The following is a 22,666-nucleotide window of genomic DNA, read 5'->3' on the forward strand; positions in this document are numbered from 1 at the left end:
CACCCGGGGTTCCCGCCCCGGCGGCGGACCGACCGGGCGTCGGCAAGACGTGCCCGTCCGCGGGCGTAGCGTGGTGGGTATGACGACGTACGGATCCTTCCCCGGTACGCGGCCGCGGCGGCTGCGTACGACCCCCGTGATGCGGCGCATGGTGGCCGAGACCCGGCTGCACCCGGCCGACTTCATCCTCCCCGCCTTCGTGCGGGAGGGCGTGAGCGAGCCGGTGCCGATCAGCTCGATGCCGGGGGTCTTCCAGCACACCCGGGAGACCCTGAAGAAGGCCGCCGCGGAGGCGGTGGAGGCCGGGATCTCCGGGATCATGCTCTTCGGCGTCCCCGCGGACGAGAAGAAGGACGCCCTCGGCACCTGCGGCACCGACCCGGACGGCATCCTTCAGGTCGCCCTGCGCGACGTGCGGGCCGAGGTGGGCGACGACCTGATCGTCATGTCGGACCTGTGCCTGGACGAGTTCACCGACCACGGTCACTGCGGCGTGCTGGACGCCGAGGGCCGGGTGGACAACGACGCCACGCTGGAGCGGTACGCGGAGATGGCACAGGTCCAGGCGGACGCCGGCGCCCACGTCGTGGGCCCCAGCGGCATGATGGACGGCCAGATCGGCGTCGTCCGCGACGCGCTGGACCAGATCGGGCGGGAGGACGTGTCGATCCTCGCCTACACCGCCAAGTACTCCTCCGCCTTCTACGGCCCCTTCCGTGAGGCCGTCGGCTCGTCCCTCCAGGGCGACCGCAAGACGTACCAGCAGGACCCCGCCAACATCCGCGAGTCGCTGCGCGAGCTGGCGCTCGACCTGGAGGAGGGGGCGGACATGGTCATGGTCAAGCCGGCCGGCCCCTACCTGGACATCCTGGCGCGGGTCGCCGACGCGGTGGACGTGCCGGTGGCGGCCTACCAGATCTCCGGCGAGTACTCGATGGTCGAGGCGGCGGCCGAGAAGGGCTGGGTCGACCGCGACAAGGCGATTCTGGAGACCCTGACCGGCATCAAGCGGGCCGGCGCGCAGAACATCCTCACGTACTGGGCGGTGGAGGCCGCGCGCATGCTGCGCTGACCCACCACCTGGCGGAACGGGACGGGGCGGAACGGAACGGGACGGACCTGCGGCAGGTCCGCCCCGATCTTGGCGGAAAGACGCCCCGCGCCCCGCGCCCCCGTCCCGCTAGGTTGTCGACCGGAACCGGCACGGCATGCCTCGGGGGAGGGGACGTTCCATGTCCGACGACGACGTGTGGCGCAGGATCGACACCAGCAGGCCGCACCCGGCGCGGGTCTACGACCTGCTGCTGGGCGGCAAGGACCACTACGAGGTGGACCGCGCCGCGGCCGCGGCCGCCGCCCGGGTCAACCCCCGGGGCTACCTCGACGTCCGCCACAACCGGGACTTCCTGCGCCGCGCCGTCACCTCGCTGGCCCGCGACGAGGGCATGGACCAGTTCCTGGACATCGGTTCGGGCCTGCCCACGCAGGAGAACGTGCACCAGATCGCCCAGCGGTTCGTGCCGTCCGCACGCGTCGTGTACGCCGACAACGACCCGATCGTCCTGGCGCACGCCCGGGCCCTGCTGACCAGCAGTCCCGAGGGCCGCACCGCCTACGTCGAGGGCGACCTGCGGGCGGCCGACGCCCTCCTCGAACAGGCCTCCGCCACCCTCGACCTCGACCGCCCCGTCGTCCTGGTCCTCGCCGCCGTCCTGCACTTCGTCGAGGACGCCGACGCGTACGGCACGGTGAAGCGGCTGACGGACGCGCTGCCCTCCGGCAGCCGGATGGTGCTCAGCCACCTGGGCCACGACCGGAACCCGGAGCGGATCCTGCCCGTCCAGCGGACCATGCGGGAGCGCGGCATGACCTTCGTCCTGCGGGACGAGGCCGGTGTCGGGCGCTTCTTCGACGGCAACGGGCTGGTGGTCGAGGAACCGGGCATCGTCCCCGTGCACCGCTGGCGCCCCGACGGCGCGGCCCCGGTGCCCGAGCCGCCGGCCCCGGAGCTGCTGGCGGCCATGGAGCCGGTGGACCGGCTGCGGTACGCCGACATCAACGACGTCACCGACGAGGACATCAGCGTCCACGGCGCCGTGGGCCGCAAGCTGTGAGCGGGCCGGGGCGGTCGGGGAGGCCCGGACTCCGCGCGGCCCGAGGCGTCGGCCGTCACGCCCGGTGCCATGCCGCGTAAGGCGCACGCGCCGCGCCGTCTGGTCGCCGAGGGGCGCGAGTACCGGTGGACGCACAGCCACAGTCACCGGCGGCCGAACGGCGGGCCGCCCGTGGACTGCCGCCAGACGCTCACGCTGACGTACCGCCCGGGCGAGCGGGCCGTCAGCCGCTTCCGCGTCGTCTTCGACCAGGGCCCCGGCCGCTACGTCCCCGGCGGCGGCTTCACCGGCTCCGGCGACGTCGGCTTCGTCCGGGGCGCCGGCCTCAACCTGCACGAGCCCGGCGCCGTGCGCGCCCTGCTCCAGGTGGCGCTGACCCGCGGCTGGCAGCCGGACGTGCCGGGCGAGACGACAGCCGACGGCTGGACCCTCCTGGAGGAGGCCGCCGCCCTGCGGGAGCACGCCCCGAGGCCGGTGTAGTGCGCAGGTGAGTCCCGGACGTGCTGCGGGGGGCGACACGTCCGGGACTCACCTGCAACGGCCGCTCAGTCCCACCAGAAGGTCCAGAGGTGGGTGTTCAGGACTGCTCGCTCCGCGTAGCTCTTCAGGGGGGAGATGCCCTGGTCGATGTTGTCGGGGCAGAACGCGTAGTGCTCGGCGGCCACCGCCTCCGCGTGCTCCTGGGTGCCCGGCGGGGAGGCGACGGAGAGGACCAGCTGGTCGAAGGTGAGGGCGAGGACGCGGGCGCCGAAGCGGTCCTCCCAGGAGCGCAGGACGGCGCAGAGGCGGGCCACGTCCCCCTCGTGGTTCAGCGGGCCGCTCCAGCCGATGGCCGCGGGTATGTCGGCGCTGCGGCGCGCCGGGACGAGGGCCGGTCGCACGTCCTTCAGCCAGGGGACCCCCTCGACGACGACGTCCGCGGTGTCGGCGGCGTCGCGGTCCGGATCGGTGCGGGGCGCGGCGGCGGGGGCCAGGCCCTGCCAGGCGTCGGCCCGCACGCCCGCCTCGTCGGGGCCGACCAGGTTCGCGTACTCCTGGTAGCCGGACCAGTGGTCGTCGAGGACGGCGGCGGGGTCGTGGTCGCCGGGGTACGTCGTGCCGGCGGGGTCGAGCCCCCAGCCGGCGGGCTCGCCGTGCCCCGTGCCGACGTCCAGGAGGACCGGCAGGAGGCCGAGGGGGCGCCCGGTGGCCCGGAGCGACGCCCAGTCGCCGACGGCGGCGGGCGCGTCGCCGTACCAGAGCAGCGGCTCGTGCCAGGGGCCGTCGACGGTCGTGTCGACGAGACGGCCGGGCGGCAGCCGGAGGGAGGCGGGCGGGTTCACGAGGGCGTTGGGAAGGCTGGCCATGGGGTCGGACTGTAGAGGGCGGCGCCGACAGTCGGCCTGCGGTGCGGAGAAGTTGACTCTGATCGCACCATCGGTCCATATGTCTTGTTCGCACCCTTTGACACGAGGTGCCCCAAGCTGATCTGCTGCCTCCACCGAAGCAGGGGCTTCGCGCGGGCAGGGGTGGAACGGGGCAGGACATGGCCTGGAGCGAGTGGGAGCGGCTCAAGGGGGAGGCGGCCGCACGGCAGGGGCGGGACGGCTCCGACCTCCGGGTGCACCAGGACGACCTCGGCGCGGTCGGGCACGAGGCGTTCGTGCTGCACGAGGGCCTGCGCGGGGTCGCCGACGTCGGGTGCGACGGTGCGGACGGTGAGGGGGTGACCTGGCGGGCGGCCACGGTGCTGAGGGCCTCCGGCTTCGCGACGGGCGGCGCGCTGGCGACCACGCTGGAGACCTGGTCGGCGCAGGTGCGGACCGTGCTGCAGGCGGCGGCGCACATCTCGAACCACCTCGACCACAGCAGGAAGTCCCATGCCCGGGACGACGCGGAGATCGCGGCCGTGCTGACCGGGCCGGACGGGTCCTCCGCGGTACCGGTGTCGGTGCTCGCGACGTACTTCAGGTAGAGACGGACGGGGCCGTAGGTCATGGGGCTGTCGTTCTCCGACCTGTACCAGGTCGACCTGGGCGTGCTGGCGGACGCCGCCGACGACTGGAAGCGGACGGCCGCCGGTCTGAAGGCACTGCGGGAACAGGCGCGGAAGGGCCTGAAGGCGAAGGCGGAGGCCGCGCGTTGGGCGGGGGTGAACGCGACCGTGTCCCGGGAGTTCGTCGGGATGACGGTGAAGGAGATCGGCGACCTGTACGGCGAGGCCCGCGGCGTGCACCGGGCTCTGAGCGACGCGCACGCCGAGCTGTCCGGCTGCCAGACGCGGATGCGTGCCGCCGTGGACGAGGCGACGCGGCTGGGCCTGATCGTCGGCGAGGCGAGCGGGGGCAGGGCCCGCTGCCGGTTCGCCGCCGTGGCGGACGCGGCGGACGCGGCGGGTGTCGCCGTCGCCGTCCAGCCTGAGACCTCGCGGGAGGCGAGGAGGAAGGCGCTGGAGGCGGAGATCAACCGGATCCGTGACGTGGCGGCGGAGCTGGACGAGAACGTCGCCGCGGCGCTCGCCCGGATCCACGGCGGGGACCCGCACGACGCCGACGGGCGGTACGTCACCGTCGACCAGGTCGAGGTCGAGCGGGCCGCGCGTCTGGTCGCGCACGCACGGGCCCTGGCCGGGCGGGGGGAGACGCTGAGCGAGGCGCGGCTGCGGGAGCTGGACCTGATCCTGGAGGGGAACGTCGGCGACGCGGAGTTCGCGACCGGGTTCTACCGGTCCTTCGGGAAGCCGGAGGAGGTGTTGGAGTTCTACGGCCGGATGTCCCTGGACGGCACGGAGGGCGACGACGCGAGCCGGCTGGCGCTCACCCGGCGGCTGCAGGAGGGGATGGGCCTCGCGCTGGCCACGGCGACGGATCCGGACAGCCGGGTGAGTCTGCCGGCCGGCTGGGGAGAGGAGTTCCGGCGGCTGGGCACGCAGCCGGTCGCGGTGAACCCGCTGGGACCCGTGCAGCCGCTCGGCTACCAGGTCCTGGGCGGGCTGCTGCGGCACGGGGAGTACGACCCGCGCTTCCTGCTGCCGATCGCCGAGCACGTGACGCAGCTGCATCATCGGAGCCCGCACCTCTTCGAGCTGGCGACCCCCGGGGCCTTGGGTGAGGACAGCGACCTCGGCTTCAACCCGCGGGGCGGTACGGGCAACGGGTACGACCCCTTGGCCAGTGTGCTGGAAGGGCTGGGACACAGCCCGGAGGCGGCGAAGCAGTTCTTCTCCGACGCGACGCCGACCGTGTACCGGGACGACGGCGCGGTGGAGCCGGCGGGGAAGCTGGGCTACAGCTACTTCGACGAGCTCACGAGGGCGGACTTCGATTGGCCGCTGGAATCCTCGGCGAGTCCCGGCAGCGAGAAGGGCATCGCCGCAGCGGCCCATGGCCCGGACGCGCTGGGCCATGCCTTGGAGGCGGCGGTCACGGGCGCGGCGTGGGACTCCGCCCACGGGGCGCTACCGCGGGATCCGGAGTCGGTGGAGATCATGCGGAAGGTGATGGACCGGTACAACATCACGCGGGAGACGCCACCGCCGGACGCGATGATGGACAGCCTCGGCCGCATGGGGGCGGCGTACATCGACGAGTTCAACTACGGGAGCTACGGCGTCGGGGGTGGTGATCACGCGAACAGGGAGGTCATCTTCGCGGACTCCAGCAGACTCGGATCGGAACCGGCCTTCGGAGAGGCAGACATCGCGAACTTCCTCATGCTGGCGGGCGGCCACGAGGAGGCTTACGGGACGCTGAAGTCCGCGCAGTCGCTGTATGTGGCGAGCGGCCTGGCGGCGCTGGAGAACGATCACGGCCGGGGCAGCCTGTTCGCGCAGAACACAGCAGAGCTGCATGGCATGTTGGACGAGTCGCGAGCGCATGCCGTGCGCCAGGAGTTCAGGGACGTGGAGGACGAGAAGAACCTGGCTGGCGAGCAGGCGGCCGAGTGGCGGAAGAACGGCGTCAGCGCCGGGGTGGGCGTGGTTGTCGGTGCCGGAGTGGCGCTGATCGCGGGACCCGCAGCGGGGGTGGTCACGGCCGTGGCCGTGCCGATCTTCGTGGAGTCCGTCGGCTCCACCGTCAACACGGCCTACGGGACACACACGTTGGAGTACTTGGAAGCCAGCGAGTTCAACAACGACGGGCGGGCGATCATTGAGGCCGGAGCCGTTACGGAAGAAGGCGAGAAGAGCGCCGTGCGGCCCACGGAGCGCTACGCCATGCGGTCCGGGATGGGGTACGAGCAGGTGGGTCAGCTGAACCAGGACGTCGGCCGGTCGTACCACCAGGGCAGGGGCACGATCAAGGACAGGGAACTGGCGCAGTGAACGGGAGGAGACCAAGCCTGAGGGCCCTCTCCGGAGCCGTGTTCCTGGTAACCGCGCTGAGTGGTTGCGCCACGGCGCCGGACGGGGAAAGGAATCCCCTCTCGACCTCCGCACCCGGATGCGATGAGTTGCTTGGGCGTGACCGTGTGGGCGCTGTTGTCCGCGCCATGGGTGGTGGACCGTTCACCGCATTCAGCAGCAGTACCCAGGTTGCACAGGCCGCTGAGTCGCTGTCTTCCACAGCGGTTCGGTGGAAACCGGGTGAGTCCCCCTCGGTCGGGGACGGCACAGAGCCGTGCGGGCTGCAAAGCCTGAAGAGCACGGCCCGGTTCAGCGTGACGGTTCACTGGGCGCCGTTCACGCTGGACATGCTGCGCAACCGCGTACCGCGGGAGCCGTACGAGCCGGTGGGAGACGGGCTGTACCTGCAACGCAGTGCGGAGGTCTACCCCGTCCTTCGGCTGGCAATGGCATGCAAGGTGCGGGGGGCTCCCCCTGAACAGGCGGCGGCGTTGCCCTTGGAGGTGCAGGTGCGCCTCGAACGACTGACTGCCTCCGAAGCCCGGCTGCAGGAGGACGTGGTTCTGCACGTCGCCCGGCAGATGGTGCGGTACATCCCCTGTCGGAACCGGCCCCGGATCCCGGACACCGTCACCGTCCGGTGAACGGGTGAGGCCCGCCGCAAGGGTCGCGGCGGGCCTCACCCGGGGGCGGCGGAGGGCTACAGGCGCTCGGGGGTCTGGATGCCCAGGAGGGTCATGCCCTGGCGGAGGGTGCGGCTGGTGAGGTCGCAGAGGAAGAGGCGGTTCTCCCGCTGCTCGGGGGTGTCGGCCTTCAGGACCGGGCAGTCCGCGTAGAAGGACGTGAGGTGCGACGCCAGCTGGTACAGGTACGCCGTCAGCTTGTGCGGCGCGTACTCCGCGGCGGCCTCGGCGACCAGGTCGGCGAAGCCGTCGAGGTGCAGCCCCAGCGCCCGCTCCGCCGCGTGGAGTTCCAGCTCCGGGTGGGCGACGGGGCGGGCCTCGCCGGCCTTGCGGAGGATGGACCGGGCACGGGCGTACGCGTACTGGAGGTACACCGAGGTGTCGCCGGTGAGCGAGACCATCTGGTCGAGGTCGAACTTGTAGTCGCGGTTCGCGGACGTGGAGAGGTCCGCGTACTTCACCGCGCCGATGCCGACCTGCGCGCCGCGCTCGGCGATCTCCTCCTCGGTGAGCTCGATGTTGCCCTCCTCGGCCTTCTCCCGCACGACCGCCGCCGCGCGTTCGGACGCCTCGTCGAGGAGGTCCTCCAGGCGCACCGTCTCGCCCTCACGGGTCTTGAACGGCTTGCCGTCCTTGCCGAGGACCGTGCCGAACTGCAGGTGGACGGCCTTGACGGCGTCGCTCAGCCAGCCGGCGCGGCGGGCCGTCTCGAAGACCATGCGGAAGTGCAGGGCCTGCCGGGCGTCCACGACGTACAGCAACGTGTCGGCCTTGAGGTCGAAGACGCGGTTGCGGACCGCGGAGAGGTCGGAGGCGGCGTAGCCGAAGCCGCCGTCGGCCTTCTGGACGATCAGCGGGACCGGCTTGTCGTCCTTGCCGCGGATCTCGTCGAAGAACACGACCAGCGCGCCCTCGGAGCGCACGGCGACGCCGGACTCCTCGAGCATGCGGGCGGTCTCGGCCATCATCGGGTTGTACGCCGACTCGCCGACGATCTCGTCGTCCGCGACGGGCATGTCCAGCTTGGCGAAGACGGAGTAGAAGTAGATCTTCGACTCGTCGACGAACCGCTGCCACAGCGCGAGGGTCTCCTCGTCGCCGGACTGCAGGGCCACCACCCGCTGCCGGGCGCGGGTCTTGAACTCCTCGTCGGAGTCGAAGACGGCCCGCGAGGCCTTGTAGAGGCGGTTGAGGTTGGACATCGCCTCCTCACCGGCCGCCTCGACGTCCGCCGAGGGGTCGGCCTCGTGGTCCAGCTCGTGCGGGTGCTCGATCAGGTACTGGATGAGCATGCCGAACTGGGTGCCCCAGTCGCCGATGTGGTGGCGGCCGATCGTCTTCTCGCCGGTGAAGTCCAGCATCCGGCGCACCGCGTCGCCGATGACGGCGGAGCGCAGGTGGCCGACGTGCATCTCCTTGGCGACGTTCGGCTGGGCGTAGTCGATGACCGTGGTGCCCGCGTCCTCACGCTGCGGCACGCCGAGGCGGCCCGACTCGTCGGCGGCGCGCGCGGCGAGGTTCTCGGTGATCGCCCTGTCGGAGACGGTCACGTTGAGGAAGCCGGGGCCGGAGACCTCGACGTCCGCGATCAGGTCACCGGTGACGACGTGCTCCACGACCTGCGTCGCCAGCTCGCGCGGGTTGGCCTTGGCCTTCTTGGCGAGGGCGAGGATGCCGTTGGCCTGGTAGTCCGCCCTGTCGCTTCGTCGCAGCAGCGGGTCCGCGGAGGCGGCCTCCGGCAGGGCAGCCGAGAGGGCGTCCGCGAGGCGCGCGTGGACGGAAGCGGTGAGGGACTTGACCGAGGTCATGGAGTGGGTGCCGTTCTCCTCGAGGGATGGGTGTGCCCGCCCAGTATCCCACCGCCGGGGGCCGGGCCGCCTCGCCGTTTCGCGGGCGCGCGGCGGGCCGGGCGGCGCGGCGCGTGGGACGGGAGGGAAAGGCGTTTTCACGGTGGGGCCCGCACCTGGGAGAATGGGGGAACGGCCGCGCGGGCGTCGCGGCGGCCGGGCGTCTCCCCTCAGGAAAGAAGGACGTGCCGATCGTGGCTCAGAGCACCGAGACCACCGACTGGGTCTCCCGTTTCGCGGACGAGGTCATCGAGGCGTCGGAGCGTCGGGCCCCGGGCAAACCTGTGGTGGTCGCGTCCGGTCTCTCCCCGTCGGGGCCGATCCACCTCGGCAACCTGCGCGAGGTGATGACCCCGCACCTGGTCGCCGACGAGATCCGCCGCCGTGGCCACCAGGTCCGGCACCTGATCTCCTGGGACGACTACGACCGCTACCGCAAGGTGCCGAACGGCGTCGAGGGCGTCGACGGGTCGTGGGCGGAGCACATCGGCAAGCCGCTGACCTCGGTGCCCGCGCCGAAGGGCTCGGAGTACCCGAACTGGGCCGAGCACTTCAAGGCCGCGATGGTCGCCTCGCTGGGCGAGCTGGGCGTGGAGTTCGACGGCATCAGCCAGACCGAGCAGTACACCTCGGGCGTCTACCGCGAGCAGGTCCTGCACGCGATGAAGCACCGCGGCGACATCGACGCGATCCTGGACCAGTACCGGACCAAGAAGAAGGACCCGGCGCAGGAGCTCAAGCAGAAGCAGCAGAAGCCTCTCGACGAGGCCGAGCTGGAGGCCGCCGAGGGCTCCGGCGCGGCCGAGGAGGACGACGGCAGCTCCGGCGCCGGCGGCTACTTCCCGTACAAGCCGTACTGCGGCGGCTGCGGCAAGGACTTCACGACGGTCACCTCGTACGACGACGAGACGACCGAGATGGCCTACACCTGCACGGTGGAGTCCTGCGGCTTCTCCGAGACGGTGCTGCTGAGCGAGTTCAACCGCGGCAAGCTGGTCTGGAAGGTCGACTGGCCGATGCGGTGGGCCTACGAGGGCGTGGTGTTCGAGCCGTCCGGCGTGGACCACTCCTCGCCGGGCTCCAGCTTCCAGGTCGGCGGTCAGATCGTCGGGATCTTCGGCGGCGAGCAGCCGATCGGCCCGATGTACGCCTTCGTGGGCATCAGCGGCATGGCGAAGATGTCCTCCAGCAAGGGCGGCGTGCCGACGCCGGCCGACGCGCTGAAGATCATGGAGCCGCAGATCCTGCGCTGGCTGTACGCACGGCGCAGGCCGAACCAGTCGTTCAAGGTCGCCTTCGACCAGGAGATCCAGCGGCTCTACGACGAGTGGGACCGGCTCGGGGCCAAGGTGGAGGACGGCAGCGCGCTGCCCGGCGACATCGCCGCGTACACGCGTGCCGCGTCGACGGCCGCGGGTGAGCTGCCGGGGACGCCGCGTCCGCTGTCGTACCGGACGCTGGCCTCGGTCGCCGACATCACCGGCGGCCACCAGGACCAGGCGCTGCGCATCCTCAGCGACCTGGAGCCGGAGCACCCGCTGTCCTCGCTGGACGAGGCGCGGCCGCGGTACGACAAGGCCGAGGCGTGGATCAACACGCAGGTGCCGGCCGACCAGCGGACCATCGTGCGCGACGAGCCGGACGCGGAGCTGCTGGGCTCGCTGGACGAGGCCGGGCGCGAGTCGCTGCGGCTGCTGCTGGACGGGCTGGACGACCACTGGTCGCTGGACGGCCTGACCCACCTGGTCTACGGCGTGCCGAAGGTCCAGGCCGGGTTCTCGGCGGACGCGACGCCGAAGGAGCTGCCGGCGGAGATCAAGACGGCGCAGCGCACCTTCTTCGTGCTGCTGTACCGGCTGCTGGTCTCCAGGGACACCGGCCCGCGGCTGCCCACGCTGCTGCTCGCGGTGGGCGCGGACCGCGTCCGGTCGCTGCTCGGCGGCCGAGCCGGCTGACGCCGCTCCCGCGCGGGCGCGCGCACGACGGTGCCCCGGTGGTCGCGAGACCACCGGGGCACCGGTGCCTTCGGCCGTCGTGCGGCGTGGACGCCGGGTCAGCCGAGCGCCGAGACCTCGGTGGCGGTCAGCGTGCGGGGGTAGACGTGGACGTCCGCCACGTTGCCGGGGAAGGCCTGGTACGGGGTGGTCGCCGAGGCCGAGTTGACGCAGCCGCCGACGGTGAGCGGCAGACCGGAGTCGTACTGCGGGGTGGCGTTGGTGGCCCGGCCCTGGAGCACGCCGTTCTGGTAGACGGCCATGGCGCCGGTGTCGGCGTCGTAGGTGGCCACCACGTGCGCCCAGGTTCCCACCGGTCCCGAGCCCGTTCCGCCCTCGGCGGTCACCCAGTCGGTGTCGTTGCCGTTGGTGGTCGTGGTCTGGAACATCCAGCCCTTGTTGCCGGGGTCGTAGCCGAGGTAGAAGGCCTGGTGCTCACTGGTGCCCTGGCAGACGGCGGTTCCCTCCACCGCCGAGTTGATCTTCATCCAGGCGGCGACCGTGTAGTCGCGGTGGGCGTCGACCGCGGCCTGCTTGCCCTTGAGGAGGCCGGTGCTGCCGTTGAAGGCGACCGAGCCGGTCAGGCTGGTGCCGGCGGGCCGGTCGGTGGACCAGGCGGCGCCGCCGCCGACGGTGAGCGGGTTGAGGCCCGCGGTGTCGGTGCCGGCGGTGGCCAGCTTCCACTGGTCCTCGGGCATCCCGTCCGTCCATCCCGTGGGGACGGTGACGCTGGCCTGTCCGGCCTGCGCGGAGCTCATCGCGTAGGGGTAGACGCGGACGTCGGCGATCTTGCCGGGGAACGTGTAGTACGGGTCGGTCCCCATGGACGGGTTGGTGCAGCCGCCGACGGTGAGCGGCAGAGCGGAGTTGTACTGGGGGGTGCGGTTGACGGCCTTCCCCTGGAGCGTGCCGTTCTGGTACAGCGCCATCGCACCGGTGCTGCTGCTGTACGTGGCGACCAGGTGCGCCCAGGTGCCGACCGGTCCTGAGCCCGTGCCGCCCTCGGCGGTCGGCCAGTCGGTGCTGTCGTCGTCGGTGGTGGTGGTCTGGTACATCCAGCCCTTGTTGGTCGGGTCGTAGCCGAGGTAGAAGGCCTGGTGGGTGCTGGTGCCCTGGCAGAGCGCCATGCCGCTGGTGGCGGAGTTGATCCTGACCCAGGCGGAGACGGTGTAGTCGCCGGTGGTCTTCACCGCGCTGGTCCGGCTCTTCAGGTATCCGGTGCTGCCGTTGAAGGTGGCCGCGCCGGAGAGGCTGTAGGGCGCGTCGGAGGCGCCGAAGGCGGCCCCGCCGACCGCGGTGAACGGGTTGGTGCCGGCGGTGTCCGTGCCGTCGGCGGCGAGCTTCCACCGGTTCTCGCCGGACGTGGGCCTGGTGGCGGACGCGGTGGCCGCGTCGAGCTGGATCCTCGGGGTGGTGACGCCCGAGACGGTGACGGCCTTGCCGGTGCCCTTCAGCAGGGCCGTGAGTTCGGCGACGCCGCTGGTGGGGAAGGCCTGGCGGAGCACGGCGAAGGCGCCGGTGACGTGCGGGGCGGCCATCGACGTCCCGCTCATCGACGCCCAGCCGTCGCCGGGGACCGAGGAGGTGATGCCGCTGCCGGGGGCGAAGACGTCCAGCAGCGGGCCGCGGTTGCTGAAGTAGGAGAGGTCGTCCTGCTTGGTGGTGCTGCCCACCGCGACGGCCGACGAGATGCAGGCGGGGGCGCTCACCGCGTTCGCGTAGGCGCTGTTGCCGGCGGAGACGACCGTGGCGACACCCGCGGCGAGCAGGGCGTCGACGGCCGGCTTGCGCAGGTCGTTGTCGCAGGCGGCGGCGTACTGGCCGCTGCCGAGGCTCATGTTGGCGGCGACCAGCGGCATGCCGCTCTGCTTCTTCGCCAGCACGTCCTCCAGCGCTGAGAGCTGGGCGCTGGGGAAGCTCAGCACGCACGGTGCGGCGCCCTCGCCGCAGAAGTCCTCCGAGTCGATCCTGCTGAAGACCTGGAGGGCGAGGATGTCGGCGCCGGGGGCGACGCCGGCCGCGGGGGCGCCGGCCAGGTCCTTGCCGTTGCCGGCGGCTATGCCGGCCACATGGGTGCCGTGCGAGCAGTCGAGCTCGGCGCAGGGTCCGCTGTCCGCGTCGGCCGAGCCGGTGCCCTGCTGATCGTCCTCCCCGCCGGGGCACAGGCTGCTGGCCTCGTAGTCGGGGTCGGTGACGGAGAAGCAGGCCTCGCCCGCGATGCGGCCGGCGAGGAACGGGTGGTGGGTGGCGACACCGGTGTCCAGCACGGCCACCACGCTGCCCGCGCCGGTGAAGCCGGCGGAACGGGCCTTGTCACCGCCGATCAGCGGGACGCTCTGGGCGAGCGACGCGGGCTCGGGACGGTCCTCGGTCACGCTCGTCACGCCCGGCTGGGCGGCCAGGTCGGCCAGGTCGCCCTCGTTCACCCGCAGGGTCACCACGCGCAGCTGGTCCAGGGTCTGGATGACCTCGCCGACCTGGGCCGCGTCGGGGATGTCGGCCTTGGTCCGGGTGACGACGTTGACCCGGACGGTCTCACCCTCGGCGGCCTGCTCGCGCACCTCCGGTTCCACCTTGGAGGCGACGACCGCGGCGGGGGTCTCGGACATCGGCGGCGCGGCATGGGCCGGGACCGCCCCGATCGTCATGGCGGAGACCGCCACGGCGACCGACCAAATGGTTCTTCTCATCTCGCTCCGTCTGGAATGCGGACCGCCACGGGGGCCGCGGGAATTCGGGAATCGCGAATGCGTCCCGGCGCGCCGAAACACGGCTGGATCTTCTGCGAAGGGCGGACGAAATAAAGCAGTCGCGATCGCGAGAGGTCAACAAATTCCCGACGCCTTGATCATCTTTGGCCAAAAAGCGATTTGCGGGTGGCGGGCCGTTCGGGGCGGAGAAGGGGAACGTCTGCGCAGGCCGCTCCCGCCGGGCCGGCCCGTCCGGAGCGGTCCTCGCGGCGAGGGCGGACGCAAACGGCACCGGGCCGTGGCCGAAAATCGACCACGGCCCGGAGAGGTGGGACGCCTGAACCGTCAGATGTCGGGCGTCAGCCAGCCACGCGCCGCCGCCCTCAGCCCGGCCTCGAAGCGGCTGCGCGCCCCCAGCTTCTCCATCAGCGCCGCCGCGATCCGGCGGGCCGTCCGGTGGGAGACGCCGAGCCGGCCGGCGATCGCCTGGTCGGTGAGCCCCTGCCCCAGGAGCTGCAGGAACTCCCGCTCCTGCCCGGTCAGGCCCTCCTCGTCCGGGGACGGCGGGGCGCCCAGCGAGGTCCCGGACTGCCACAGGTGCTCGAACAGGGCACACAGCGCGGCCACCGTCCCCTGACCGTGCAGCACCACCGCGCCGGCGGTCGCGTCAGCGGTGTCCACCGGGAGCAGGGCGCACTCGCGATCCAGGATGATCATGCGAACCGGCAGCGTGGGCACGGTGCGCGCCCTCCCGCCGAGCGAGTGGAGCCAGGTCGCGTACTCCAGCGTCGGCCCGTCGTTGCGGATGCTGTCCAGCCAGAGGGTGCGCATGCGCACGCCGCGCTCCAGCATCGGCCGGTCGACGGTGCGGGCCTCGGCGATGTCCGCGGGGCGCTGCGCCCCGCCCGGGGCGAACGTCATGATCTCCTCGCGGAGCCGCCCGGTCAGCTCGGCGATGCGCGCACGGATCGCGTCGATTCCGACCAGTCGCTCGGCGCCCGGGTCGTCCATGCCCCGCGTGAGGTCGGTGCACTCGGAGATCAGCTGCGCCGCGGCCACCCGCGACATCTCCATCTGCTGCTGCCAGCTGGCCAGTTGCGCCTGCTGCTGGGCCAGCAGCCGCTCCATCCCGACCTCCGGGCGGACGGCGTGGACCCCTCCGTCCGGGTCGGGCTGCACCAGCGCCAGGGCGCTGAGGCGGTCGAGCGCCGAGGTCACGGCCTCCTCGGACTGCCCGAGGATCGCGATGAGTTCGGCCAGGCGCATCGTCGGTCGCGTCAGCATGCAGCGGTAGACCGCCTCCGCCTGCTGGTCCAGTCCCAAGGTCTCCAGCATGTTCCCCCCTGTCCGCCCTCCCCGGGGCGGGTCGGCACGGCTCCTCCACTCGGAGCGGGATGATCTTCATCTTTCGCCATGGCTTTGACAACGGCGTAGCGGCCCCTTTCGGCCATGGCCCGAAGCGGCCCGCGAGCCGCCCTAGGCCGATCGGCCGGGGCTCGACAGGGTGGGCAGCATGTACCTCATCCATGCCCGGCTGACCGGACCCCCGGGGCTGGAACTGCCCGACGACCTCAAGGCCCGGCTGCGCGCGCAGGTCACCGGGACGACCAGCATCGAGCACGTCACCCCGCATCCCGACGCCCAGGGCGGGCCGGTCCTGGGTCTGTTCGTGGCCGCGCCCAGCCTGGTGGAGGCGGAACGGGCGGCGGAGACCGCCTGCCTGCGGGTCCTGCGCTCCCACCCGGCCCTGGCCGGTTGCGGGCTCGACCGGTGCGGAGCAGCCTTCGTGGCACCCGTCTTCGAGGCGGACTTCCGGCTGCGGCCGGGCCGGGGCGGCCCCGGACGGGGGACCGGGCCGGGGTTACCCCCGTCCTGAGCGGCCGTCGCCAGGCCCCTTTGTGCCAGGGCCGCTTCCGACCACGGCCAGGCGCTTTCTCCGGTCCCGGCCGTGGTGGAAGCTGAGGAACGGCCGCACCGGGCACACCCGGACGCGGCCGGCGGGCGCCACCGCGGGGCGCCCCGCCCCTGCTCCGCCCGCCCGAAGCCGCAACCCGCGGGACCCGCCGTCCCGCCGTTCCGCCCGCCAAGGAGTTGTCGTGATCCGCGCCCGCATCGCGTCCGTCGTCGTCGCCCTCACCGCCGTCCCGCTGGCCCTCGTCCTCAGCCTCACCTCCGCCTCCGGACCGGGTGACCTCCGCGCGACGGGCGACGCCCCTGTCACGTCCCAGCCGGAGGCCGGCGAGGACAGCGGCATCTGGGGTCCGTGACCTGGGAGTTCGTCCGGCCCGTTCCGCCGTCCGAGCACACTCCCCGCGATCGAATGTGAGAACGCATGCCCGGGAACACCATCCCCGCCGCCCCCGCACCGGAGCTGCCCGACCTGCGCCCGGCCCTGGCCCGCATCGGCCGGCTGTCGGTGCGCGAGCACCAGGTGATGACGCTGCTGGCCACCGGCGGTACCAATCAGGCCATCGCCCGGCGGCTCGGCGTCTCGGAGGGGACCGTGAAGGCCCACGTCGGACGCATCCTGCTGAAGCTCGGCCTGGAGAGCCGGACCGCGGCCGCGGTCGTCGCGGTCTCCATCCTGCGCCCCTGCACCTGCGGCGCCGGATCCCCGTGCGAGCCCCTGCCGAAGGTCACTGTCTGACGACCCTGACCGATCCGCTTATCCCGAAGGTCCAATTGCGACGGACGTCGGCGGCCGAGAAATATAGCGGCCGTTCGACGCCATCCGGCAATTCCGCTGAGAGGTCAGAGAATTCGCGCACCGTTCGCGCGGTAATGCCCGTCTTCTCGCGCATCTTCTCGCGCACAAGCGGCACGCCATGCGACCAGACGGGAATTCCTCATGCAGCGCACCACCGGAAAGAACAGAATCACCAGGCACCTCCTGGTCGCCGCGACCGCCGTGGCGGCACTGACCGCCGGGATGCCGGCCGCCCACGCCGTGGACCCGGACTCGGACCAGGCGGTGATATCCGCCGTGGAGAAGGTCATCGACGGCACCGCGGGGCAGGCCGACTGCTCCCTGGCCGCCACGTCCTCCATCGCGGACGGCCTCACCTGCCCGGGCACGCCGGACGAGTACCACGAGGAGACCATCGACTACACGGTCCTCGCCGACGGCGGGAAGGTCTCCGAGGACTACACCTCGGAGGAGCTGAACGAGGTCCTGGCCGTGCCGGCCGGGGCCGACCTCACCACCAGCGACGAAGTGGTCATCCCCGGACTGGACGCCCCCACCGACGGCACGAACCCCGACGCCACCGACGCCACCGGCCGGTGGAAGCAGGTCCGCTACTCCGTCACCCGTCACAGCCTGCTCGGCAGCGTGATCTACGACTACCACACGGTCGTCAACTTCAAGTACAACGGCTCCAAGGTCGTCGCCTGGGGCAGCCGCTACGACTACTTCACCCGTGAGTCCTCGGTGGTGGACACCATCGGCCGCGAGTACAACAGCAAGTCCGCCCTGCCGACGTCGACCGCCTACTCGACCATGAAGTACAAGGTGAAGCTCTGCTCCTTCGGGTCCTGGGGCTGCTACGCCACCACCTACCCGTCCATCCAGACCCGGGTGACGGGCGGCGGCTCCTACTCCCGCTCCAAGGCCTCTTCCTGACCGGACGTGACCTGGTCCAGTGCCAGGTCCGACCGGACATGAGCGAACCGGCCGCCCGTCTCCACGGGTGGCCGGTTCGGGTCCCCGGCCGGGGGACGCCTGGCTACAGTGCCCCTCGGTCCACCGCACGAACGACGCACGATCTCGAGTACGCACTCCGGAAGGAACGCAGATGGGTCAGCTCATTCGGCAGCTCGTGATCGTGGTGATCGCCTTCGCCGCCCTGCTCCTGCTGATCGGATCCCGGGCGGGCACGCCCGAGGTCGCCATTCTGGGGGTGCTGTTCGTCGGAGCCCTCGGCCTGGTCCTGCACCGGCACCGGCGGCGCCGGTCGACGCGCTGAACCGCCGGGTCGCGTCACCGCCCGCCCACGGCCCGCCCACCGGCCGCGTCAGGCGATGTGGTCCTGGGCCAGTTCGACGTCGTGACGGGTGGCGAAACGCTCCACCATGGCCTTGAGCTCGGTCGACGTCGGCTTGTGGCCGTACTCCGCCTCGATCTCCTCGCCGAACTGACGCGGCGTGGGGAAACCGTTGTCGATCGCGCGGCGGAACACCTGGTAGTACGCGTCCTCGCGCTCCCGCTCCGACTCGAACTCCACCGGGGCGCTGCTTTCGGGCTGCTGCTCCTGGCGCTGGCCCGGGATGGTGATCTCCGGCGCCGGCACCGGCGCGGGCTCCGGTTCGAGGGCCTGCTCCGCCTCGGGCGGGGCGCCCTCGCCGAGCCGACGGGTGCGGCCGCCGGGCTGGCCGACGGGGACCGGGAAGGTGCCGGTGTCCTCGGGCGAGGCTGTGGACGGGGCGGCATCCGGCTGCGGGTCCTGCTCGGGGCGGTAGGGCGCCTGCTGGGCGTACCACTGTTCGGTGGCCGGGTCCGGCTGGTAGGTGGCGGGGCTGTAGCTGCCCAGGCGCGGGTCGTAGAACCAGGCGCTGCCGTCCTCGCCGTAGTGGATCTGCTGATCGGCGGGCATCTGCGGCTCCCCGGCCCAGCCCTGCTGATCCGCGGGCGCCCGCTGGTAGCCCTGCTGGGGCTGCTGCTGCCACTGCTGCCCGGGCTGCTGCCGCTCGTAGCGGGGAGGCTGCTGGGGCTGCGACTGCGGGGCGCGGGCCTGGGGCTGCTGCGCGGCGGCGCCCTCCAGTTGCGGGACGGCCTCGGCGGCGCCCACGGCGGAGGCGGCGGGGTGCGTCTCGCGCTCGACCTCGGCGGCCGGGACGACGGCCGGCTTGATGCCCGCCGCCGCCAGACCCGCCGCGGCGGTGTCCGCCAGCGGGACGCCGAACTTGGCCAGACGCAGCGGCATCAGGGACTCCACCGGGGCCTTGCGGCGCCAGGCGCGGCCGAAGCGGGCCCGCAGCCTGGTGCGGTACACCAGCCGCTCCTGCTCCAGCTTGATGACCTCCTCGTAGGAGCGCAGCTCCCACAGCTTCATCCGCCGCCACAGCAGGAAGGTCGGCACCGGCGACAGCAGCCACCGGGTGAGGCGCACGCCCTCCATGTGCTTGTCGGCCGTGATGTCGGCGATGCGCCCGATGGCGTGCCGGGCGGCCTCGACGGCGACCACGAACAGGACCGGGATGATCGCGTGCATGCCGACGCCCAGCGGGTCCGGCCAGGCGGCGGCGCCGTTGAAGGCGATGGTCGCGGCCGTCAGCAGCCAGGCCGTCTGGCGCAGCATGGGGAACGGGATCCGGATCCACGTCAGCAGCAGGTCCAGCGCCAGCAGGACGCAGATGCCGGCGTCGATGCCGATCGGGAAGACGTACGAGAAGTTCCCGAACCCCTTCTGCAGGGCGAGTTCCCGCACGGCCGCGTACGAGCCGGCGAAGCCGATGCCGGCGATGACCACGGCGCCCGCGATCACCACCCCGATGAGTATGCGATGCGTCCGTGTGAGCTGTGGCGTGGCCACCCGACTCCCCTTCCAGACAGTCCGTTGCGCGCACCAGGGTTGCACATGTGTACGGGTGCCGGTCGGTCGGTCGACCGCACCGGCACCCGTGAGGTGCCGCACGACCCGGACGGCGCAGGACGTAGGGGACGTCTCGCACGGCCCTGCCGGCCGCCCGCCGCCGCGACGCGGCCTGGGCCGTTCTCGCGGGCCGGGCGGGCGGCCCGGGGGTCAGGACTTGGCGGCGGACTTCGAGGCGGAGGCCGACGGGGAGGCGGAGGAACCGTCCGTGTCGCCGGCGCCCTCGGCGTCGTTGGCCGCGGTGACCTTGCCGACGGCCTCCTTCGCGGCGTCGACGGCCTGCTCGCTCAGCTTCTTCGCGCTCGGCGCGCCCTCGCCGGCCAGACCCGCGCCGTTGTAGTCGATCGTCACGACGGCGTTCTCCACCAGCACGACCACGGTCTGCTGCTTGAAGAGGCCTTCCTTCTTCTTCAGGTCGTAGGTGACCAGGGTGGCCTCGTCGCCGACGCCCTTGACCGGCTTGTCGGCGACCTTCTTGGCGTCCGCGGTGTCGCGGGCGTCCTCGATCGACGTCTCGTACTGCTTCTTCGCCTGCTCGGCGGCCGCGCCGCGGACCGTGTCGGAGTCGAAGCGCAGCAGGGAGACGCTGAGCCAGCGGTACTGCGAACCCTTCACGCCGTTGTCGTCCAGGCTGTTCCAGGTGCAGCTCGCCCGGGTGCCGGCGTCGTCGGTGCGGCCGGCCTTCTCGGACTTCTTGCTCTTGGGCACCAGATCGTCGAGAGTCTTCTTGCCCAGCGCGTCGCACGCCTTCGGAAGCTCCTTGTAGGCGGCCGGCTCCAGCGTCGGGGAGGGCTTGGCGGAGGGCTTGTCGCTGCTCGCGCTCTGCTTGGCGTCGGACTTCGGCTCCGCGTCCGAGGAGCACCCTGCGGCGACGAGCATCACGGGGAGGACTGCCGCGCCCGTCAGGGCGCGGACGACTCGCTGAACGGGACGGTTGGCTCGGTGCGCTCGCTGCATGGTTCCTTCACTCACGGCTTCGCTTCGGCTCCTGCGGGACCCGGATACCCCCGACCCGGCGGATGACGTCAGGTCCGGTGATCGATCCGGTCCGACAGGCCACGGTACGCGGTGAGCGAGGGCCGTCGCCCGGCCCGAGGCGTTCCGCGGACAGGCGGGCGAGCGCTGTGCCAGGGTGTCAGCCGGCCAGTTCCTCGGCCAGCTCGGCGGCCAGTTCCTGGGCCCTGTCCTGCATTTCCTCGCTGTCGGCGCTCTCGCCGGCGCGGGTCGGACGGCTGGTGTACTCGACCGTCACGAGGACGTTGGACGTGCGGAACACCACAGTCACGGTGCGCTCGGAAGCGCTGGTTCCGGTGGTGCCGAGGGTGTCGTCGACGAACGCCTCGTCGCCGAGCTCGTCGAGGGAGCGCGGCGACGGTCCGAACCCGGCCGGGTCCTCCGGGCTCCCGGTGTCCCCGGCCTCGTCCGAGGTCCCGGACCCGCTCGCGGCGGCCCCGGTCCCCTCGTCCCCGGTCGCCTCGCCCGCGCTCTTGTCCGCGGGCTTCCTCGACGACGAGGAGGACGAGGACGAGGAGGGTGAGGCCGAGGAGGACGGGTCGGCGTCCGCGGAGGGCTCGGCGCCGGGCGCGGGCACGCCGGCCTTCTCGCGCTGGGCGGTGAAGAGCTCGGCGGCCTTGTCGTCGTCGCCCACCTCGGGCTCGTAGGAGACCACCCGCTCGAAGTCCACGGACAGCGAGGAGGTCGCCGACTTCGACTCGGCCTGCCAGCGGCAGCCCACCTGACGGTCCAGGTCGTAGGTGAGGGAGGCCGTGCCCTCGTAGGCGGCCTCGCGCTTCTTGTCGTCCGCGATCCGCCGCAGGCCGGGCAGCAGCTGGTCCAGCCGCTCCTCACCGACCGCGCCGCAGGGCTCGGGCAGCGTGCGGTAACGGCCGGGCTCGGCCTCGGCCACGGTGGCGTCGGCCGCGCCGGGCTTGGAGTCGTCGGCCTGCTCCCCCTCGGACGGGCCGCCGCTGCAGCCGGCCAGCACGGCCGTGACCAGCGCGGCGATGCCGAGGGTGTACGCCTTCCGCTGCACGGACGGGCTCCTCTCCAGGGGTTAATCGGTTGCCGACGGGACCGGGTCCCGGCAGACAATGTGTATCGCACACGCCACCGGGAACGCCGGTCTGCGGTCGCATTCGTGATGTTGGTCATGCTTTTCGGGACTGTCCTGGCCTGTCAGGTTCTGGGCGTCTTTCGTTGTCGTTTTGGGGGAGATGGTCGGTCATGTCGTACGTCGAGGTGCCGGGCGCGAAGGTGCCGATCCGTATGTGGACGGACCCCGCCGCGGTCGAGGACGTCGCCATGCGGCAGCTGCAGAACGTCGCGACGCTGCCGTGGATCAAGGGCCTCGCGGTGATGCCCGACGTCCACTACGGCAAGGGCGCGACGGTCGGCTCGGTGATCGCCATGCAGGGCGCGGTGTGCCCGGCGGCGGTGGGCGTCGACATCGGCTGCGGGATGTCCGCGGTGAAGACGTCGCTGACCGCGAACGACCTGCCGGGCGACCTCTCGCGGCTGCGGTCGAAGATCGAGCAGGCCATCCCGGTGGGCCGGGGGATGCACGACTCCCCGGTGGACCCGGGCCGGATGCACGGCTTCGCCACCGCCGCGTGGGACGACCTGTGGGAGCGGTTCGACGGGATCGCCGATGCGGTCAAGTTCCGTCAGGAAAGGGCTGCGAAGCAGGCAGGAACGCTCGGATCCGGAAATCACTTTATTGAGTTCTGTCTCGACACCGAGGGTTCGGTGTGGCTGATGCTGCACTCCGGTTCGCGGAACATCGGCAAGGAGCTCGCCGAGCACCACATCGGTGTGGCGCAGGGCCTGCCGCACAACCAGGGGCTGATCGACCGCGACCTCGCGGTGTTCGTCGCGGACACCCCGCAGATGGCCGCGTACCAGAACGACCTGTACTGGGCGCAGGAGTACGCGAAGTTCAACCGGTCGATCATGATGGCGCTCTTCAAGGACGTGGTCCGCAAGGAGTTCAAGAAGGCCAAGGTGACCTTCGAGCCGGAGATCAGCTGTCACCACAACTACGTCAGCCGTGAGCGGTACGAGGGGATGGACCTGCTGGTCACCCGCAAGGGCGCGATCAGCGCACGGTCGGGCGAGTACGGGATCATCCCGGGCTCCATGGGCACCGGCTCGTACATCGTGAAGGGCCTGGGGAACGACGCCTCGTTCAACTCCGCCTCGCACGGCGCGGGCCGGCGGATGAGCCGGAACGCGGCCAAGCGGCGCTTCACGGCGGCGGACCTGGAGCGGCAGACGCAGGGCGTCGAGTGCCGCAAGGACTCCGGCGTGGTGGACGAGATCCCGGCGGCGTACAAGCCGATCGAGCAGGTCATCGACCAGCAGCGGGACCTGGTGGCCGTGGTGGCGCAGCTGAAGCAGGTCGTCTGCGTCAAGGGCTGACGGCAG

General features: G+C 72.0%; 20 protein-coding genes. 13 read left to right on the plus strand and 7 right to left on the minus strand.

Annotated features, from left to right (window positions below; translation table 11 throughout):
* Positions 1-79: 79 nt before the first annotated feature.
* The 3 genes from hemB to ACFRAV_RS22900 all read left to right on the plus strand — a co-directional run bounded on the left by hemB (position 80) and on the right by ACFRAV_RS22900 (position 2,594).
* A complete protein-coding gene (hemB, locus tag ACFRAV_RS22890; RefSeq protein ID WP_382558122.1) occupies positions 80-1,072 on the plus strand; it encodes a porphobilinogen synthase in 993 nt (330 codons plus the stop codon).
* A gap of 160 nt (positions 1,073-1,232) precedes the next feature.
* Complete coding sequence (locus ACFRAV_RS22895; protein WP_382558123.1) at positions 1,233-2,114, plus strand: SAM-dependent methyltransferase; 882 nt, start codon at positions 1,233-1,235, stop codon at positions 2,112-2,114.
* Between the two features lie 69 nt (positions 2,115-2,183).
* Positions 2,184-2,594 carry a hypothetical protein gene (locus tag ACFRAV_RS22900; RefSeq protein ID WP_382558124.1) on the plus strand — a complete coding sequence of 137 codons (411 nt, stop codon included), beginning with the start codon at positions 2,184-2,186 and terminating at the stop codon, positions 2,592-2,594.
* Positions 2,595-2,659: 65 nt separating this feature from the next.
* Here the strand turns inward: ACFRAV_RS22900 and ACFRAV_RS22905 are convergent, their stop codons facing one another.
* Positions 2,660-3,460, minus strand: coding sequence for a DUF4253 domain-containing protein (locus ACFRAV_RS22905; RefSeq protein ID WP_382558125.1), 801 nt, complete (start codon positions 3,458-3,460; stop codon positions 2,660-2,662).
* 179 nt (positions 3,461-3,639) lie between these two features.
* Here ACFRAV_RS22905 and ACFRAV_RS22910 point away from each other — a divergent pair, with 179 nt between their 5' ends.
* From ACFRAV_RS22910 to ACFRAV_RS22920, 3 genes are all read left to right on the plus strand, one after another.
* Complete coding sequence (locus ACFRAV_RS22910) at positions 3,640-4,068, plus strand: hypothetical protein (RefSeq protein WP_382558126.1); 429 nt, start codon at positions 3,640-3,642, stop codon at positions 4,066-4,068.
* 21 nt (positions 4,069-4,089) lie between these two features.
* A complete protein-coding gene (locus tag ACFRAV_RS22915; RefSeq protein ID WP_382558127.1) occupies positions 4,090-6,417 on the plus strand; it encodes a hypothetical protein in 2,328 nt (775 codons plus the stop codon).
* A gap of 167 nt (positions 6,418-6,584) precedes the next feature.
* Positions 6,585-7,082: a hypothetical protein gene (locus ACFRAV_RS22920; RefSeq protein ID WP_382558128.1), complete on the plus strand. Its 498-nt coding sequence runs from the start codon at positions 6,585-6,587 to the stop codon at positions 7,080-7,082.
* 56 nt (positions 7,083-7,138) lie between these two features.
* Here the strand turns inward: ACFRAV_RS22920 and argS are convergent, their stop codons facing one another.
* Positions 7,139-8,929, minus strand: coding sequence for an arginine--tRNA ligase (argS, locus tag ACFRAV_RS22925; protein ID WP_382558129.1), 1,791 nt, complete (start codon positions 8,927-8,929; stop codon positions 7,139-7,141).
* A gap of 224 nt (positions 8,930-9,153) precedes the next feature.
* Here argS and lysS point away from each other — a divergent pair, with 224 nt between their 5' ends.
* Positions 9,154-10,923 (plus strand): lysine--tRNA ligase, encoded by a 1,770-nt coding sequence (gene lysS, locus ACFRAV_RS22930; RefSeq protein WP_382558130.1) that lies wholly within the window; start codon positions 9,154-9,156, stop codon positions 10,921-10,923.
* 98 nt (positions 10,924-11,021) lie between these two features.
* On the opposite strand, the gene ACFRAV_RS22935 is transcribed toward lysS, so the two are convergent.
* Together ACFRAV_RS22935 and ACFRAV_RS22940 are read right to left on the minus strand one after the other, a co-directional pair.
* The gene (locus tag ACFRAV_RS22935; RefSeq protein ID WP_382558131.1) at positions 11,022-13,652 is read right to left on the minus strand and encodes a LamG-like jellyroll fold domain-containing protein; all 2,631 of its coding nucleotides are present in this window, start codon (positions 13,650-13,652) and stop codon (positions 11,022-11,024) included.
* A gap of 345 nt (positions 13,653-13,997) precedes the next feature.
* Positions 13,998-14,987 (minus strand): LuxR C-terminal-related transcriptional regulator, encoded by a 990-nt coding sequence (locus ACFRAV_RS22940; RefSeq protein ID WP_382558132.1) that lies wholly within the window; start codon positions 14,985-14,987, stop codon positions 13,998-14,000.
* Positions 14,988-15,165: 178 nt separating this feature from the next.
* Here ACFRAV_RS22940 and ACFRAV_RS22945 point away from each other — a divergent pair, with 178 nt between their 5' ends.
* From ACFRAV_RS22945 to ACFRAV_RS22965, 5 genes are all read left to right on the plus strand, one after another.
* Positions 15,166-15,528, plus strand: coding sequence for a hypothetical protein (locus ACFRAV_RS22945; RefSeq protein WP_382558133.1), 363 nt, complete (start codon positions 15,166-15,168; stop codon positions 15,526-15,528).
* 220 nt (positions 15,529-15,748) lie between these two features.
* Complete coding sequence (locus ACFRAV_RS22950) at positions 15,749-15,919, plus strand: hypothetical protein (RefSeq protein WP_382558134.1); 171 nt, start codon at positions 15,749-15,751, stop codon at positions 15,917-15,919.
* Between the two features lie 65 nt (positions 15,920-15,984).
* Positions 15,985-16,299 carry a response regulator transcription factor gene (locus ACFRAV_RS22955; RefSeq protein WP_382558135.1) on the plus strand — a complete coding sequence of 105 codons (315 nt, stop codon included), beginning with the start codon at positions 15,985-15,987 and terminating at the stop codon, positions 16,297-16,299.
* Between the two features lie 201 nt (positions 16,300-16,500).
* Positions 16,501-17,274 (plus strand): hypothetical protein, encoded by a 774-nt coding sequence (locus ACFRAV_RS22960; protein WP_382558136.1) that lies wholly within the window; start codon positions 16,501-16,503, stop codon positions 17,272-17,274.
* A 172-nt stretch (positions 17,275-17,446) separates the two neighbouring features.
* A complete protein-coding gene (locus ACFRAV_RS22965) occupies positions 17,447-17,617 on the plus strand; it encodes a hypothetical protein (protein ID WP_382558137.1) in 171 nt (56 codons plus the stop codon).
* A gap of 48 nt (positions 17,618-17,665) precedes the next feature.
* On the opposite strand, the gene ACFRAV_RS22970 is transcribed toward ACFRAV_RS22965, so the two are convergent.
* The 3 genes from ACFRAV_RS22970 to ACFRAV_RS22980 form a co-directional block, all read right to left on the minus strand.
* Positions 17,666-19,183: a DUF2637 domain-containing protein gene (locus tag ACFRAV_RS22970; RefSeq protein WP_382558138.1), complete on the minus strand. Its 1,518-nt coding sequence runs from the start codon at positions 19,181-19,183 to the stop codon at positions 17,666-17,668.
* Positions 19,184-19,393: 210 nt separating this feature from the next.
* Positions 19,394-20,200, minus strand: coding sequence for a DUF3558 family protein (locus ACFRAV_RS22975; protein ID WP_382558139.1), 807 nt, complete (start codon positions 20,198-20,200; stop codon positions 19,394-19,396).
* A 178-nt stretch (positions 20,201-20,378) separates the two neighbouring features.
* Positions 20,379-21,275, minus strand: a complete 897-nt coding sequence (locus tag ACFRAV_RS22980) for a DUF3558 domain-containing protein (protein WP_382558140.1) — start codon at positions 21,273-21,275, stop codon at positions 20,379-20,381.
* A 191-nt stretch (positions 21,276-21,466) separates the two neighbouring features.
* Between ACFRAV_RS22980 and ACFRAV_RS22985 the strand changes: the two genes are divergently transcribed.
* Positions 21,467-22,660, plus strand: coding sequence for an RtcB family protein (locus tag ACFRAV_RS22985; RefSeq protein ID WP_382558141.1), 1,194 nt, complete (start codon positions 21,467-21,469; stop codon positions 22,658-22,660).
* Positions 22,661-22,666 lie beyond the last annotated feature (6 nt).

This window comes from Streptomyces sp. NPDC056600 (assembly GCF_042792855.1).
Lineage (GTDB): Bacteria > Actinomycetota > Actinomycetes > Streptomycetales > Streptomycetaceae > Streptomyces.

Coding starts and splice junctions, on each gene's coding strand:
- hemB (WP_382558122.1), top strand. CDS start 80: ATGACGACGTACGGATCCTTCCCCGGTACGCGGCCGCGGCGGCTGCGT.
- ACFRAV_RS22895 (WP_382558123.1), top strand. CDS start 1,233: ATGTCCGACGACGACGTGTGGCGCAGGATCGACACCAGCAGGCCGCAC.
- ACFRAV_RS22900 (WP_382558124.1), top strand. CDS start 2,184: ATGCCGCGTAAGGCGCACGCGCCGCGCCGTCTGGTCGCCGAGGGGCGC.
- ACFRAV_RS22905 (WP_382558125.1), bottom strand. CDS start 3,460: ATGGCCAGCCTTCCCAACGCCCTCGTGAACCCGCCCGCCTCCCTCCGG.
- ACFRAV_RS22910 (WP_382558126.1), top strand. CDS start 3,640: ATGGCCTGGAGCGAGTGGGAGCGGCTCAAGGGGGAGGCGGCCGCACGG.
- ACFRAV_RS22915 (WP_382558127.1), top strand. CDS start 4,090: ATGGGGCTGTCGTTCTCCGACCTGTACCAGGTCGACCTGGGCGTGCTG.
- ACFRAV_RS22920 (WP_382558128.1), top strand. CDS start 6,585: ATGGGTGGTGGACCGTTCACCGCATTCAGCAGCAGTACCCAGGTTGCA.
- argS (WP_382558129.1), bottom strand. CDS start 8,929: ATGACCTCGGTCAAGTCCCTCACCGCTTCCGTCCACGCGCGCCTCGCG.
- ACFRAV_RS22935 (WP_382558131.1), bottom strand. CDS start 13,652: ATGAGAAGAACCATTTGGTCGGTCGCCGTGGCGGTCTCCGCCATGACG.
- ACFRAV_RS22940 (WP_382558132.1), bottom strand. CDS start 14,987: ATGCTGGAGACCTTGGGACTGGACCAGCAGGCGGAGGCGGTCTACCGC.
- ACFRAV_RS22945 (WP_382558133.1), top strand. CDS start 15,166: ATGTACCTCATCCATGCCCGGCTGACCGGACCCCCGGGGCTGGAACTG.
- ACFRAV_RS22955 (WP_382558135.1), top strand. CDS start 15,985: ATGCCCGGGAACACCATCCCCGCCGCCCCCGCACCGGAGCTGCCCGAC.
- ACFRAV_RS22960 (WP_382558136.1), top strand. CDS start 16,501: ATGCAGCGCACCACCGGAAAGAACAGAATCACCAGGCACCTCCTGGTC.
- ACFRAV_RS22965 (WP_382558137.1), top strand. CDS start 17,447: ATGGGTCAGCTCATTCGGCAGCTCGTGATCGTGGTGATCGCCTTCGCC.
- ACFRAV_RS22975 (WP_382558139.1), bottom strand. CDS start 20,200: ATGCAGCGAGCGCACCGAGCCAACCGTCCCGTTCAGCGAGTCGTCCGC.
- ACFRAV_RS22985 (WP_382558141.1), top strand. CDS start 21,467: ATGTCGTACGTCGAGGTGCCGGGCGCGAAGGTGCCGATCCGTATGTGG.